Here is a 14,924-nt window from a genome sequence, read left to right as displayed (position 1 = left end):
CCGCCGGACAGAATAAGAAGGCTCGACAATGATTCACAGCGTACTCGATTTTTGCCTCCGTCAACGACTCCTGATTGTACTACTGTCCGTTGCTCTGCTCGGTTATGGCTGGTACTCGGCGCAACAGGTTCCCATCGATGCGATTCCCAATGTGGGCGAAAACCAGGTAATCGTGCTCACTGAATGGGCCGGACGGTCTCCGAAAGATGTGGAAGACCAGATTACATATCCACTTTCGATTGCGTTACAGGCGGTACCGGGTTCCAAAAGTGTCCGTGGCAAAAGCATGTTCGGCTTTAGCTTCGTGCAGGTTACGTTTGACGATGATGTCGATTTCTACTGGGCCCGTTCTCGTGTGGCAGAACAACTGACTACAGTCAACGGTTCTCTACCGGAGGGTGTGGTTCCAACACTCGCACCAGATGCCACTGCTTTAGGACAAATATTCTACTATGTGCTTGAGCCGCCAAAAGATATGGATCTGGCTGAGTTGAGATCGAAGCAGGACTTCTTTATTAAGTACGCGCTCCAGTCAGTAGACGGTGTGGCAGAGGTGGCTTCGATTGGCGGCTATGTGAAACAGTATCAGATCGAAGTTGACCCGGATGAACTCCGCTACCATAACATCCCGCTCAGCAAGGTAATTGATTCGGTCAAGGCATCAAACATCGACGTCGGCGCCAAGACCGTCGAGACGGGCGGGATGGAATTCATTGTTCGCGGCAAGGGTTTTATCGGTGCGGATAAAACGGAACAGGAAACCATCGAACAGATCAACAGTACGGTGATCACCGTCAGCAAAGGCGTGCCGATTCGTATCAGCGACGTAGCCCAGGTCCAGACCGGTCCTGCCTTCCGACGCGGTGCCCTGGATTTTAATGGACATGAATCCGTGGGGGGGTGGTGGTGATGCGCTATGGTGAGAACCCCCGTAAAGTGATCGAGCGTGTTCAGTCCAAAATTGATTCTCTGGAGACGGAGTTGGGTGGAATAAAAATACATGGCGTCTACGATCGGAGTGTCTTGATCGACGAGACGGTTTCCACGCTGACCGAAGCGTTAATTCATGAAACGATCATCACCATCGCGGTTATGGTTCTGTTTCTGCTGCACATCCGCGCCAGCATCATTATTGCCATCACACTGCCCATGGCGGTGCTGATGTCGTTCATTGCCATGAAAACTTTTGGTGTCGATGCCAATATCATGTCGCTGGCAGGTATCGCGATTGCGATCGGCACGATGGTCGATATGGGGATTATCATTCTGGAAAACATCTATGGCAGCCTGTCCGACTGGGAAGCCAACGGTTCTGCGGGTGGTCCCCAGCAGCGGCTGACCGTCATCCGTGATTCAGCCGCTGAGGTGATCCCCGCCGTAATCACCGCCGTCAGTACGACGATCATCAGCTTTCTACCCGTCTTTTTTCTGACCGGCCGTGATCATAGACTGTTCGCTCCACTTGCCTGGACTAAGACGTTCGCGCTGGTGTCCAGCCTGATTGTAGCGGTGATCGTGCTGCCGATGCTCTGTCGGATCTTTCTCCGCAGTTCGCAAATCCCCCGCTGGGGACAACTGGCGGCAGGCGCGGGCGTAGGCTGTCTCACAGCCGCCCTCTGTTGGTTTGTCTGGGGAGACCACATCGCCGAAGGGTCGTCGTTGACCCTGTATGCGGCAACTGTCTTTGCTGCGGTAGCCGGTTTTCTGCTGGGCTGGTGGGTAACGTGCGAGAAAATTCGTTCCATGGAAGAGAATCCCGCCAGTCGTTTTGTGCGGTTTCTGTATGCGGGCCGGCTCAGGATGGCGCTACGGCATAAGCTGCTGATGCTCTCTATCCCCGCGATGATCATGGTTCTGGGGGCAGGCGCCTGGTTGGGCTTGCCGACGGTGTTACGTCCCCTGGAACAGGTCGTCTCGCTACTCGGAGCAGACCTTAACGAGGTGCCCGGCTATGTGGATGCGAAACACTTTTTTACGGGACTGAAGTCGGATGACTGGATTGCCCTGGATGAAGGCAGCTGGTTCTATATGCCCAGCCTGTATCCAGCTGCCAGTTTCTCTCAGACGATGGAGATCTTGCAGGCCCAGGATACGTTGATCAAAGAGATCCCGGAAGTGCAAAATGTACTGGGTAAAATTGGTCGCGCGGAATCTGCACTCGACCCGGCACCAGCGGCAATGGTCGAAACTTATGTCATGCTCAAGCCCCGCGCCGAATGGCGGGAAGGGATAACCGCAAGACAGATCTGGGACGAAATCAACAAAGTGGCTACCCTGCCGGGGGTAACACCGGCTTCACCTCTGCAGCCGATCGAAGGACGTGTCGTCATGCTGCAGAGCGGCATCAAGGCCTCAATGGCGATTCGGGTTTACGGCGACGATTTGGAGGGCTTGTCAAAAGCATCGCTGGCAGTCGCAAAAAACCTGAAGCAGAACCATTATGTCAACGCGGGAACCGTCAATCCCGACATTGTGATGGGCAAGCCTTACTATGAATTCGAAGTCGACCGGGAAGAAGCCGCCCGCTATGGCATGACGACGATGATGGTAAATCAGATCGTGTCTGCCGGGTTAGGAGGAATCGATGTCACTACGACAGTGGAAGGTCGCGAACGCTACCCGATACAGGTCCGTTTTGAACGGAGCGTCCGCAAGGATCTGGATGATTTACGTCAGGTATCCGTGGTGACACACGGCGGAGATATTGTGCCCCTGGAACGTCTGGCAGACGTTACTACGACCTGGGGGCCAGGGGCGATTAACAGCGAAGATGCCCGTCTCGTTGCCCACGTCGCATTCTCTCCTTCAGGTGCTTCTGGGGATCTGGAAACCGTTGATGAGGTGATGTCTGCATTACGGGCTGCTCGGGAAAACGGGACACTGACCTTTCCCGATGGAAATTTCGAGTTACAGGCTGTGGGGTCGTTTCAGAACCAGATCGAAGCCAACCGGCGACTGATGTGGATCATTCCCACAGTACTGCTGGTTAATCTGTTGATTATCTATTTGAGTTTTCAAGATCTGGCCATCGCGGCGATCGTCTTTTCGGGGATTCCGGTGGCCTTTGCCGGTGGAATGATTGCTGTAGCATGGATGGGCGTGGATATGAATACCGCAGTTTGGGTCGGATTTATCGCTCTGTTTGGTATTGCGGTTGACGATGGCGTGGTGATGGCTACCTACATTCAGCAGACACTGAAACGCCGTTCGGTTACCAGCATCGCTGACTTACGCGAAGCCATCTATGAAGCAGGGCTGAAACGCATTCGCCCTTGTGTAATGACGACGTTGACCACGATTTTTGCCCTGCTGCCAGTATTGATTTCGCAGGGGCGCGGGGCAGATGTGGCCCGCGCGATGGCACTGCCTGTGCTGGGTGGCATGCTGGTCGAACCTTTCACTACATTCATCGTCCCTACCATCTATTGTGCATACCTGGAATTCAAAATTAGAGTGGGGCTGCAGGGACACGTGCTCTGTCAGGATCAACAACAGTCTGGATCGCAGAATTCGTCGTTCGATCCAGCACTTACCGGGCCCGTTTCCTAGTCGGGTCTGAATTCGTTTTTTAGTTTTAAGGAGAATATTATGAAATGTATCAAAATGATTTTTGCACTGGCTGTCGTAGCAGGAACCGTAGTCTGTGGGCAGAACCTGTTAGAGGCACAACAACTACAGGCCGATGGAAAGCTAAGTCAACGCGATCAGTTACGTATCAAGGCCCAGCAGATTTGTCCGGTCTCGGGACAGAAACTGGGTAATCATGGTCAGCCAATCAAAGTCAATGTCGGTAAAGAATCTGTTTACCTGTGTTGTAAAGGCTGCTTAAAAAGCAAGGTCGACCCTCAGCACTGGTCGACAATTCATGGCAATTTTGCAAAAGCACAGCACATGTGCCCGGTGATGAAAAAAGAGCTGCCACAGAAACCGAAATGGACCATTGTAGACGGGCGGATAGTTTATGTCTGTTGCCCTCCTTGTACCAAAAAGATCGCTGCAGATCCGGAAACCTATCTGAGCAAGGTCGACGAATTGTATGCCGCGACATTACGTAAGTGAGAGAAGCAATCTTTGCAGGCTTAAGAATACGTTACTTATTTCAGGTCGACTCCTGAGTTGGAACACCTGAGTGATTGAATGTTGCGCTAACAAACGACGCTCAGGCGTTCCATGTATTCTTTTGTAAAAGCACATATAACAAATTCAACTTTTAGCATTTTTATTCTGCTGTCTAATTTCATCATCGAATGAAGAATATTTAACATCATGTCAGCATTGTTTGCGATAGCCCAGGACTGGCGGACTCCCGAAGAGTGAATTATGCGGCCAGTTGTTGAGCGTATATTCTCTCGAACTGGTCGGGACATTGATAGTTTAATGTTTGATGTAAACGTTTTGAATTGTAGAACGTCTCAATGTAGCGGAACACGCTCAGGCGTGCTTCTGTGAGATCGGCATACTTCTCATGTTTGGTCCACTCGTGTTTGAGTGACCAGAAAAATCGTTCCATCACGGCGTTATCGTAACAGCATCCGGTTCGGCTCATGGAGCATGTGATCCCGAGTGTCTTCAACGTCGTTTGATAGAGGTCGCTGGTGTACTGGCAGCCCCGATCACTATGGTGCAGCAACCGCTGGGTCTCGGGCCGCCGGGATTCGATAGCGTTTTTCAGAGCGGTACTGACCAGAGGTGTAGCGAGACTGTCCGCTAGGGAAATGCAAAATGCGACAGATCAAATGCGAACCGGCTTGAATGATGAATCTATTGCGATTCAGTCCGCCGTTTCACATTTGATACAAGATCATAGTCATGGTGACGTCCAGGGATATATTGATAGAGTCTGCTCGGAGATGCGAAAGTCGGCTTCCCCCGGTCATCAAATCATAGTTAGCATGCATGGCACTTACCTTAAAGCTGGAAATTCTTCTCCTGAGAGCAAATCAATATTATCTCAATACGATTTTTCAAAACCACAATCGATTCAATGGAACGAATTCAGTCAACACCAGCTTGTCGTCGGACATCAGTCTGGTGAAGAAGCAAGTGTATTTGTAATTGAAACATTAAAAAATGTGCGCCGTGCGATACGAAAGAAGGTTCTAATTCAGCTTGCCGTTCTGGGAATATTAGGATTGTTGGCTGCTGGCATCGTCAATTACGTGCTCTTAAAGATTGTGGGTAGGCCATTAAGTCAATTGTTGAAGACAGTCGAAAATATAACTTCCGGACAATTAGGGGCTGTCGCCCCGTCATTCTCCAGTAGTGAAATCAATCAGCTATCAACGGCCATCAATTCCATGAGTATGTCACTAAATGATAACGACCGCGACCGTCGTTATCAGATGGAGAAGGCACGAAAGATACAACAGTATTTACTACCCCAAGGCGTTCAGATTCCGGGTCTTGAAACAGCACACATTTTTGAACCGGCGGACAGCGTTGCTGGAGATTACTACGATTTTTTACCACTATCAGACGGATCATGGTTAATTTGCATAGCTGATGTAAGTGGTCACGGTGTTCCAGCCGCGATGGGAGCAGCGATGTTGAAATCACTACTATTGGCCGCTTCAGAAAAATCCCCATTCGATCTGATCCGGATAATAAAAGAAGTAAATCGTCAGTTTGCGGCAACGATCCTACCAGGCAATTTTGCTTCAATGTTTCTTGCACGTTGGAAACCTGAATCGCGTGCCTTATCATGGGTTAGTGCAGGTCATCTTCCTGGGATTCTGATAAGAGATTCCGGTTCACTCGATTCCCTTAAAAGCACGGGGTTATTAATTGGACTAGATGCAAATGCAGAATGGGAACAATTAGACACCGTTCTGTCACCGGGCGATCGGATCTTACTCTTCAGTGATGGCGTGACAGAATCTGCCAACTCTCAAGGCGATCTCTTCGGGTTAGCACGATTAACATCCTGGTTCTCTCTAGTAAATGAGAGGCCGCTCATTGTCGCTATCATGAAAATCAATGAAGTGATAGCTGAGTGGCGTTGTAATTCTTCGCCGAATGATGATCTGACATTGTTGGCGCTAAAATGTGAATTGGTTCCCTATCTGAAAAATTCTGAGCATCAGGCATCCACAGTTTACGAGGAAGTTCAGTCAGTCCCTCAGTAAACAGAACTGGATATTACCTAATCCGAAATATCGTTACGTGCGAATTCGGTTCACTGAAGATTTAGTAGTAATCTCTGTTTCGGTCAAATCAAATTTACCGATGACAACTAATATGTGTCGTTATCGATCATAACACGGGGGGAGGCCAAGGATGGCCATGAAGTATACAGTTCATTTTTTAAGCTTGTTTCTACTATTGAACGGTTGTAAATCTGCGCAGCAGATCCACGACCCCGGGTACGCTCAAGTTTCCCAGGCTGTTCATCAAGCCGCATACTCGCCGACTCAAGAGACAGTCAATCCAGTCGCTGCTGATTTGGAGGGGCCCCATTCGGTTGAAGAATATATTCAGTACGCATTATCTCAAAACCCGGATATCCAGGCTGCCCGAAAACGTGTCGAAGCCAATGCTTATCAAGTCCCTGTTGCTTCAAGCTTGCAAGACCCAAATCTGGGGATGACGTTTTATCCGGAACAGGTCCAGACCGCTGCTGGCCCTCAGGAGTTTGCCTTGAATATATCACAGAAGTTCCCAGCTCGCGGGAAACTGAATGCACAGGGAGAACTGGCTGAATCACAGACAAACGAGACAAGAGCCCAACTGGCAGCAGTCGAACTAGCCACAGTTGCTAAAGTAAAACGAGCCTATTACGAACTCTATTTTATTCAGCAGACTATTAATGTAACTGAGGCAGATAAACAATTATTAGTCGAGATTCGTGACGTAGCTAACGTACGTTACAAGACAGGAAAAGTCAGTCAGCAGGACTTGTTGCGTGCTGAACTGGAAATCTCGAATGTCGAAAATGAATTGATTCGTCTGGAACAAAAGCTAGTGAGTGGTCAGGCAAAACTTGCTCGTTTGTTGCATATTTCACCTCAGACAAAATTACTGGCACTCGAACATATCGAACCGGGATCTCTACCTGCCGACTTAGACTGGCTGCAACGTCAGGCGATAGCCTCTCGTCCTGAGTTGCATGCACAATTAGCAACACTCGAAAAAGACAGGCAAGCTCTAAACTTGGCGCGCCTTGCGTATAAACCGGATGTCACTTTGGGGGCCACCTGGATCGATGTCGGATCTACCGGTGTCAGTCCTGTTGCCAACGGAAACGATTCATTTTTAATCACGGCAGGAATTAACCTGCCGGTTTACAGAAAAAAGTTGGATTCAGCAGTTCGCTCCGCAGAGGCAAAAGCAGTATCAACGGCCCGAACTTATGATTCATTGAAAGACGAAACACTTGAAGAAGTCGCGGACCTATTTGCTCAAGCCAAAAGCCAGCAGGATCTGTTAACTCTGTTCAGTGAAGATATTCTCCCCAAAGCCCGCCAGACACTGGAAGTCTCCAGCCAGGCCTATAACACCGGAGAAGTCGACTTTTTACAGTTGGTGGATAACTGGAGAGAATTGCTGCGGTTTGAGGTGAGTTACCTGAGGCTCGAAGCTTCATTAGGACAATCGCTGGCAGAATTAGAACGGGTCATTGGTGGCAGTGATACACAGAATTTGCAACCCATTCCCGCAGCACCCGAGGCTTTCAATAATTTGCCATTACCTGAAGAACCAGAATAGACCGTTTTTTACTGCAACCGATGAAAACGCAGTTGCAAACAAAGGAGCTTAAGATGAACAACGCTCAAAAGGGGATGAAATGGTTCTCAACGCTGGGAGCGATACTGATTACAGGTTGTGCCTCGACTTACCACGACTATTCCGGCAGTCAGGTCGATTGCCAGTACTGTGATCCACCTCCACTTCCCTATACATTCTACGACAATTGTGTTTGTCATTCCAGACAAGTCTCGGGCTATCTGGAAAGTCTGCCGCATCAGTATGAAGCAGCGGAGCCTAGGGACAACAATGACGAACCAGGCAAGTGACCGGGAAGTACGCCGTCGAGGCCACTGACACTTACTCCGAGTACGGGGACCAACACCAGATGAGTTCTGCGTTTGTGGTTTAAGAAATCCTTCTTAGCTGAGACAGGGAGGCTGCTTTCTCAACGCGTTCTCATTCGCGCGTCGAACAGATCGAAGTTACTTAACCTTCGTAATTAGATGCAGAACAAAGGGTGTTTCTTCACAGAATTGTGAATTCTGTTCCAGAATCGGTTCCCCCCACCCAAAAAAAACGCTACTCATGATTCGAGTGACTGTGCGCGGATTTGGCGGGGGAATGTTCACCGTGATCGTCAGGCGAAGTCGTCCCGTCGGCACGCATCACGGCGGCCACCACAACTAGAACCAGTGTGACACACACCATAACGACCGTCGCCCAACTCCGCTGGACGCTGCGCCAAGTCACCGGGGCGGTGTCCTCCAGCAGCGAAAACGATTCGGCGTGCATACGATCCTGCGGAACCTTGCATTGACGCAGTGCCTTGGCAACTTGTTTCGTCAACGACGCCGGGCCGCAGATATAGTAGCCTTTCCCCGTTAAATCATCGCCGAGCCAACGGTCCAGTTTTTCAACGTCGATGTGGCCTCGTTCCTTGGTGCATGACTCATCCGGGCGGGAAATGATATGCACCACGCGCAGTGGCGGTTGTTGGGCGGCCTGCATCTTGGCCAATTCATCGTGGAAAACAATGTCGGATTCGGTCTTGTTGGCAAACAGCAGCGTGACCGGCCGCTGACTCCCCGTGTCGCGCATGTGTCGTAACATACTCATCAGCGGTGTGATACCAATACAGGAGTCAAGTGCATCCTGAGATCCTCAAAGAAAGTCCTGGGTAGAAGATAATCCTCTCCTGGAATTGAGATTTATAGTTCTGGTCGATTTTTCAATCACAGTCCTGGCAGATCGAATTGATGTCAAAAGTTGTCGATTCGACGACAACAAAACAGCGGGCTCTGTTGTTCTGGCACAGATGCAGAAACCGCTCTGTGAGCTATGTATTTACGGACGATCGGGATTTTCAAGCGGAGAAAAGCAGTGCTGAGATGACGTTTGGCACGCGGCGTGCATCGTATACTGACAACGCGGTCCATTGACGCTCCGTGATGAACGACTGGACGTCTTCTCTACATCTGTTCCGATTACTTGGGAGTGAACAATGACCTGCAAAATCCTGACGACCCTTGCATCCGTAGCGGCACTCGTTGCCACGGCCGTCCCTTCTTCAGCCAACGATGGATTCTCGACCTATCCATCGCGGGGGTGCGGTTGCAGCACCAATGGCATTTACTCAAGCAATTTCAACTACCCTCACAGCTACTCCACCGCGGGCGGATGCTCAAATGGGATTTGCGGATACCAAAATTCGAGTGGTCACTACGCCCCTGCACCTTCTGGCTTCCGTGGGAACTACTCTGTCCCACTGTCTCAAAGCAGATTTCCCCGCCAAACGGTCCCACCATCAACGAGTCCCTTCTTTGATTCGAGATCTCCTTACAGCGACAGCAGGAGCCGGCAACCGGCGTTCCCGCCCATTCCATCGTTCGGCACTGGAGAGATTCGACCAGCGATGCCCAACGCTGTGCAAGCTCCGTCGATCCCGGCCGGCATGGAAGGGATTGCTCAACTCTCTGCAACTGACCAGGTCGCCGCGTTGAGGCAACGAACCTGTCCAGTGACTCAGGAGCCGCTGGGTTCGATGGGCAAGCCAATTCGCGTGACCGTCGGAGGTCAGTCGATCTTCGTTTGCTGTGAGGGATGCGTCGCCGCGGTGAAACGGAATCCGGACAAGTATTTACGCGGTGCATCGACGCGCCAGCATTCGATCATTCGTTGATCCACGCGTATGGACCAATCACCGATGACCGAATGATCGGTCAACCGGGAAACGGGTACTTCAAATTGAGAGCGCCCGTTTCCCGGGGTCTTGACTAGCAAATCATGAGACGTGGCAGTCAAAGCAGAGATCTCTATGGCCCGAAACGTACAAAATGGCTTGATTTATGTATGTGCGCTATGACTATCATAACTTTTCAGTACGATAACTTTAGGTATAGCAGTCTTTGCAAACCGAATGATGGCTGGAACATGCATTAATTATTATACCAGTGTGGTAAAGATTCTTACGATATTTTCTCGACTTACATGAAGATAAGGCAGGCGTTGTGCATCCAGTGACAGGACAGCAAGAAGCGGTGGATTTTATTGTGGCTACCTGTAGTGTCCCTGCAAATAATTGGAGCATAGGAAAGGTCTATGAAACGGAAACAGTCCATAAAGCCTGTGAGTGAAGATCCGATGCCACTCATAATTGGCGTCATGGGAGGTGCAGGGAGTGATATTCCAGCACATTTTTTGGATCGTGCTACTCAACTTGGTGAAGAAATTGCTGCAGAAGGCCGTATTATGATTACGGGAGCGTGTCCTGGTTTGCCTCTCGCTGCTACACAGGGAGCTTTTAAGAAGGGGGGACCGTTATCGGTATTTCTCCCGCCCTTAGTCTTGATGAGCATGCTTATAAATATGGTTCTCCAACACTCGCCCACCACGTGCTGATCTTTACTGACAGTGGGCTGATGGGACGTGAGGTCGTTCTGAAGTTCCCCAGAAATAGTGGGCGCTCTAAAAAGAGTGTAAACTATTCTGAGGAGGAACAACATGAGCAAAGAACATTCGAATTCGAAACCCAAACGTACCCGGCGGTCATTCACTGAAGAGTTCAAAATCGAAGCCGTTAAAATGGTCACCGAACAGGGTTATAAAGTTTCTGAAGTGGCACGCAGCCTGGATGTCAATGAGAACCTGATACATCACTGGAAGGCAAAGTTCTCCCAGCCGGAAAGTGATACCGAGAACGAAGAGTTGAAGCGACTGCGTGAAGAGAATAAGCGTTTGCGGATGGAGCGTGACATCTTACCTCTGGAAATGTCAATTCCGAATTCGCATTTTCTACTGCCTCTCTGCTTTTGAACTCAGTTTATCGCGGCTGATGTTGAGATCTCATCCAGGTTACTCTCTCTGGAACTTAAAGAGCCGTCCGGAGTTAATCATTGAGGTGTTTTCTTCTTTGATCTTATGGTACGAGGTATCCGTCGTTCAGACTGAATCTCCTGAACATACTCGATCACACCCAGGGTACGCAGGATTTTCTGTTCTCCGGTGGGTAACTGCTCGAATCCATGGGCTGGTGGCAATGCTTCCTGTTCGCAGACCTGATTCAGCGAGGGGACTTGCCGCGTGGGTGGATTCTGGCCGTTTTTTACACCGGGACGACGTCCCTTGTGTTTCGCTTTGCGCTGTTGACCTGTTACGGCAACGCGAAGACGGGTGAGTTTATGTTGCGTCGTTGTCGGACTGGCGTAGCGGTAAGGCTCATTGTTTTTGAGCATCAGCCAGGCAATGGTGACCAGCTTGCGGGCCGTTGCACAGACCGCTACGTTCCAGCATTTTCGTTTGGCCAGACGCCGAAATGAGACTCCCAACGGCCCAGGATGGCGGGCCATATTCTGAGCCGCCTGGGTCAGCATCCATCGCGCATGAGAATTCCCTTGTTTTGTAATTGATCCATAAGAGCAAGTGTTGGCCGATTGCTTGATCGATGGTACCAACCCCAGGTAACTCGCAGCCTGATCGCCGTCCTTGAAGCGGGAGAGGTCCCCCAGTGCCGCCATCAGTGTCACGGCCGTGCAATAATCGAAACCGGGAATCGTCATCAGAAGTCGAACATGAGGTATCTTCCAGGCCTCTTCTCGAAGTGATTTCTCCACCCCCTCGATTTCCTGACGAACGGTTTGGATCAGACGCAGATCCGACTCGATCAACGCCCGTTCGTGAGCCGGCAATTCGCACTCTGATAGCCACAGCTGACCTTCCTGGCTGAAGAGAGTCTTGACTGGAACAACCACAAGCAGGCCGGCAAGAACACTTTGTATTCGATTCATCAGTCGTGTTTGCTCGCTAACCAGCCGCTCCCGCCGACTGGTCAACTGTCGCATGACACGCGTAGTCGCGTCAGGAACCCACACGCTGGGCAGGTAGTCGCAGCGCAGCAGTTGTGCGAGCACTTCTGCATCGACCTTATCGGTCTTCACTTAGGCTTCGGCGATGGCCTTGGTTTTCATAGGATTGCTGACCACCACCAGTCTAACAAATGGTTCCAGCAAATCTGCAACCGACCAGGCATTAGTCGTCACTTCGAGGGCTACGGCATCGTCTGGAGTCAGCTCTTGAGCAAATTTCAGTAGTTTTTGACGGGTGCAGTCAATGCGGCGACGGGAAAGAATTTTTCCTGCTTCGTTGATCATGCATATTTCGACAACTGTTTTGTGGACATCCAGTCCAATAAATCGCTTCATGATTCGTCCCTCCGGTTTGGTGACAGGCGGTTCGCTGAAGGTTCCGCAGAGCACTGGAAGAGGCCGTCCATCGAATGTGAACTGTGTCACAGCGGAGTACAAATAAAGTGACATCTCCTTATTTTACAGCATGTTACCACCGAGACTGATTCTACCACGATGCTCCAACTTTTTCATCCCCTGCTGACACTGATAGCGACTGCTTCCGACAGTCTGTTGGCCAAATACGTCCTCTACTTGAAAAATGAGAACCGGATTCTGCGGGACCGTATTCCAGGTGAAATTCATACGAAACCTCACGAACGTGCTCAGCTCTTGAAATATGGCAAGCCGCTCGGAAAAGCGATTAATGAACTGATTACGATCCTCACACCCGGGACTTTTCATCGCTGGGTACGGGAAGAGAAACGAAGGCGGAAGAGAAAGCTCATTGGTCGACCAGGAAAGAGTGCCGTACTGCGAGAACTGGATCTCAAGATCGCCCGGGAAACAGGGTTCGGCTATACTCGTATCCTGGGTGAACTTCGGAAACTCGGTATTTCCCGGATCTGCCGTCAGACTGTGAAAAATATCGTCAAGGAAGCAGGAATCGAGCCGAGTCCGAAACGAAGTACCGGCACCTGGGATCAGTTTCTCAAAACTCATGCGGAAACACTCTGGGCATACGATTTCTTTACGAAACGAGCGGTGACACCGCAGGGGCTCGTCGATTTGTATGTGTTGGTTTTCATGCATCTTGAGACGCGTGAAGTCTTTGTGACACCTTCAACGCGAAATCCAGATTCTGCCTGGGTCACAAAACAAGCGAAAGCGTTCGCAAACCACGTTGCTGACCGGGAGCAGAAACAGACCTACCTGATCCATGATCGAGACACCAAGTTCTCTGCCGAGTTCAGGCAGTTTCTGAAGAACGAAGACATCCAACCGAAGAGGCTGCCGATCCGATCTCCCAATCTGAATGCCCAGGTCGAAAGGTTTGTGCAAACGATTAAATACGAAGCCTTGAACCATTTCATCACTTTCGGCAAGACACATCTCGATTATCTCGTTTCGGAATTCATTTCTTATTACACCAAACATCGAGCGCACAGCTCACGAGAATATCTGCCGCCCTGCTGTGCCGAGCCACCGCCGGAATTTGAGACGATCAGGCTTGATGAGATCCACTGCGAAGAACATCTCGGCGGGCTGATCAAATCGTACGAGCGGATTGCGGCGTAGATCAAATCGAAACGCAAGTCATTTCTTCACGCTCAGCGTACGCGCGTTCGCTCCGAAAAAGTCACAACCAACAGTCCTTCAAGGCATATGTGCCACGGTACACATCAGTTCTTTCGACAGATCTATTTTCAAAGATCAATTGGCTACGGGACTTAACGGGCGACGGTCTTTTTGTACCCAACGACCGGTTTTACTTTGATTGACGTGCCCCCTTAACCGCATCCAGAAATTGATATACTAATCAGGAGATTGACCTTGCCCCCGCTATTTCCGGATCAGAAATGACTCATATACTGAGAGTCTGGCCTTAAACCAAATAATGGCCATCTAGTACTACAGCGCCTGTTTACGTTTTCTAGAGCGCATCACAGTTAACCGTAGCGGTATCCGCAGTGTGTAATGTAGTTCCTGCTTTCTGTGCTGGTGATCTGATCAACGAGTCTGCCACAGGCTGCCCACAGACCGGATACGGTCCGTTCTTCCGCGCTTTTGATCAGCCATTTGAATTTGGAAAAAGCCTGCTCTATGGGATTGAGATCAGGGCTGTAGGGAGGCAGGTACCACAGTTCGGCTCCCACAGCTTCAATCGCCTCGCGCACTTCTGATCGCTTGTGGCTACTCAGGTTATCCATGACCACAATATCTCCTTTCCGGAGAACAGAAACCAGGTGCTGTTGTACATAAGCCACAAACACATCACCATTGATGGCTCCATCAACAACCAGGGGCGCCACTAAGCCACTGGTTCGCAAACCGGCCAGGAATGTGGTCGTTTTCCAATGCCCGTGAGGCGTCCTGGCCATCAATCGGGTCCCTTTCAATGAGCGTCCCCTGGGACGAGTCATATTTGTTTTTGCCCATGTTTCGTCGAGAAAAACAAACCGTTCCGGATCCAGTCCCTGCTGTCTCACTTTCCATTCGGCGCGACGTTGTTGAACATCGGGGCGATCCTGCTCTGATGCGATCAGGACTTTTTTTTGAGAGTGAGTTTCAAGCGTTTTAAAGCACGGCACAACGTCTGACGACAGAGTGTTGTACCAAGCTCATCCTTCAATTCCTGCAGAGTGATATCCGGCTTATTTGAGACTGCAGCCTGAATACGATCTGCCAGGGAATGCCACTCGGGAACTCGTTTACGCCTGGTGGCAGGACTGGTTTTTCCCTGCTCTCGATATTCCTGTTTGACCCGTCTAACCCACGATTCGCTGCATTGAAATTGCAACGCAATCTCCCGTGTCGTTAAACCGGCTGCATCCGCTTGCAGAACTTCGAGGCGGCGTTCTTTGGAATAAATCAACATGTGAAATCCTCCCTGAAATG

Annotated in this window: 13 protein-coding genes and 1 pseudogene; 10 read left to right on the top strand and 4 right to left on the bottom strand. The window is 50.3% G+C overall.

Annotation, left to right across the window (positions count from 1 at the left end):
• Nucleotides 1-28: 28 nt before the first annotated feature.
• From F1728_RS32270 to F1728_RS19620, 3 genes are read left to right on the top strand one after another with little or no spacing between them, the layout of a single operon-like run.
• Nucleotides 29-910 carry an efflux RND transporter permease subunit gene (locus tag F1728_RS32270; RefSeq protein WP_261344468.1) on the top strand — a complete coding sequence of 294 codons (882 nt, stop codon included), beginning with the start codon at nt 29-31 and terminating at the stop codon, nt 908-910.
• Complete coding sequence (locus F1728_RS32265) at nt 910-3,549, top strand: efflux RND transporter permease subunit (protein WP_261344467.1); 2,640 nt, start codon at nt 910-912, stop codon at nt 3,547-3,549. The genes F1728_RS32270 and F1728_RS32265 overlap by 1 nt, the downstream gene beginning before the upstream one ends.
• 39 nt (nt 3,550-3,588) lie before the next feature.
• Nucleotides 3,589-4,059, top strand: a complete 471-nt coding sequence (locus tag F1728_RS19620; protein WP_145187196.1) for an amidohydrolase family protein — start codon at nt 3,589-3,591, stop codon at nt 4,057-4,059.
• A gap of 259 nt (nt 4,060-4,318) precedes the next feature.
• Here the strand turns inward: F1728_RS19620 and F1728_RS31765 are convergent, their stop codons facing one another.
• Nucleotides 4,319-4,672, bottom strand: coding sequence for an integrase core domain-containing protein (locus F1728_RS31765; protein ID WP_390644250.1), 354 nt, complete (start codon nt 4,670-4,672; stop codon nt 4,319-4,321).
• A gap of 43 nt (nt 4,673-4,715) precedes the next feature.
• On the opposite strand from F1728_RS31765, the gene F1728_RS19610 reads away from it, so the two are divergent.
• The 3 genes from F1728_RS19610 to F1728_RS19600 all read left to right on the top strand — a co-directional run bounded on the left by F1728_RS19610 (nt 4,716) and on the right by F1728_RS19600 (nt 8,012).
• Complete coding sequence (locus tag F1728_RS19610; protein ID WP_155365489.1) at nt 4,716-6,125, top strand: PP2C family protein-serine/threonine phosphatase; 1,410 nt, start codon at nt 4,716-4,718, stop codon at nt 6,123-6,125.
• Nucleotides 6,126-6,276: 151 nt separating this feature from the next.
• Nucleotides 6,277-7,704 (top strand): TolC family protein, encoded by a 1,428-nt coding sequence (locus tag F1728_RS19605; protein ID WP_155365488.1) that lies wholly within the window; start codon nt 6,277-6,279, stop codon nt 7,702-7,704.
• Nucleotides 7,705-7,757: 53 nt separating this feature from the next.
• Nucleotides 7,758-8,012 carry a hypothetical protein gene (locus F1728_RS19600; RefSeq protein ID WP_155365487.1) on the top strand — a complete coding sequence of 85 codons (255 nt, stop codon included), beginning with the start codon at nt 7,758-7,760 and terminating at the stop codon, nt 8,010-8,012.
• A 253-nt stretch (nt 8,013-8,265) separates the two neighbouring features.
• Here the strand turns inward: F1728_RS19600 and F1728_RS19595 are convergent, their stop codons facing one another.
• A complete protein-coding gene (locus F1728_RS19595) occupies nt 8,266-8,805 on the bottom strand; it encodes a ferredoxin--NADP reductase (protein WP_261344558.1) in 540 nt (179 codons plus the stop codon).
• Nucleotides 8,806-9,598: 793 nt separating this feature from the next.
• Here F1728_RS19595 and F1728_RS19590 point away from each other — a divergent pair.
• From F1728_RS19590 to F1728_RS19585, 3 genes are all read left to right on the top strand, one after another.
• Nucleotides 9,599-9,865, top strand: a complete 267-nt coding sequence (locus F1728_RS19590) for a hypothetical protein (protein WP_155365485.1) — start codon at nt 9,599-9,601, stop codon at nt 9,863-9,865.
• Between the two features lie 419 nt (nt 9,866-10,284).
• Nucleotides 10,285-10,584, top strand: coding sequence for an SLOG cluster 4 domain-containing protein (locus F1728_RS32620; RefSeq protein WP_390642225.1), 300 nt, complete (start codon nt 10,285-10,287; stop codon nt 10,582-10,584).
• Between the two features lie 102 nt (nt 10,585-10,686).
• Complete coding sequence (locus F1728_RS19585; protein WP_155365484.1) at nt 10,687-10,998, top strand: transposase; 312 nt, start codon at nt 10,687-10,689, stop codon at nt 10,996-10,998.
• A gap of 77 nt (nt 10,999-11,075) precedes the next feature.
• Here the strand turns inward: F1728_RS19585 and F1728_RS19580 are convergent.
• A pseudogene (locus F1728_RS19580) lies at nt 11,076-12,383 on the bottom strand (IS110 family transposase).
• A gap of 159 nt (nt 12,384-12,542) precedes the next feature.
• Between F1728_RS19580 and F1728_RS19570 the strand changes: the two are divergent.
• Nucleotides 12,543-13,604: an integrase core domain-containing protein gene (locus F1728_RS19570; protein WP_155365481.1), complete on the top strand. Its 1,062-nt coding sequence runs from the start codon at nt 12,543-12,545 to the stop codon at nt 13,602-13,604.
• 371 nt (nt 13,605-13,975) lie between these two features.
• Here F1728_RS19570 and F1728_RS19565 read toward each other — a convergent pair.
• A protein-coding gene (locus F1728_RS19565; RefSeq protein ID WP_261344466.1) for an IS630 family transposase occupies nt 13,976-14,904 on the bottom strand; the annotation gives its coding sequence in 2 pieces (ribosomal slippage) (nt 13,976-14,581 and nt 14,584-14,904; 927 coding nt in all).
• Nucleotides 14,905-14,924: the final 20 nt, after the last annotated feature.

Source organism: Gimesia benthica, from assembly GCF_009720525.1.
GTDB classification, from domain to species: domain Bacteria; phylum Planctomycetota; class Planctomycetia; order Planctomycetales; family Planctomycetaceae; genus Gimesia; species Gimesia benthica.
The sequence above is the reverse complement of the archived record's forward strand: the minus strand, read 5'-3'. Positions and strand labels throughout refer to the sequence as shown.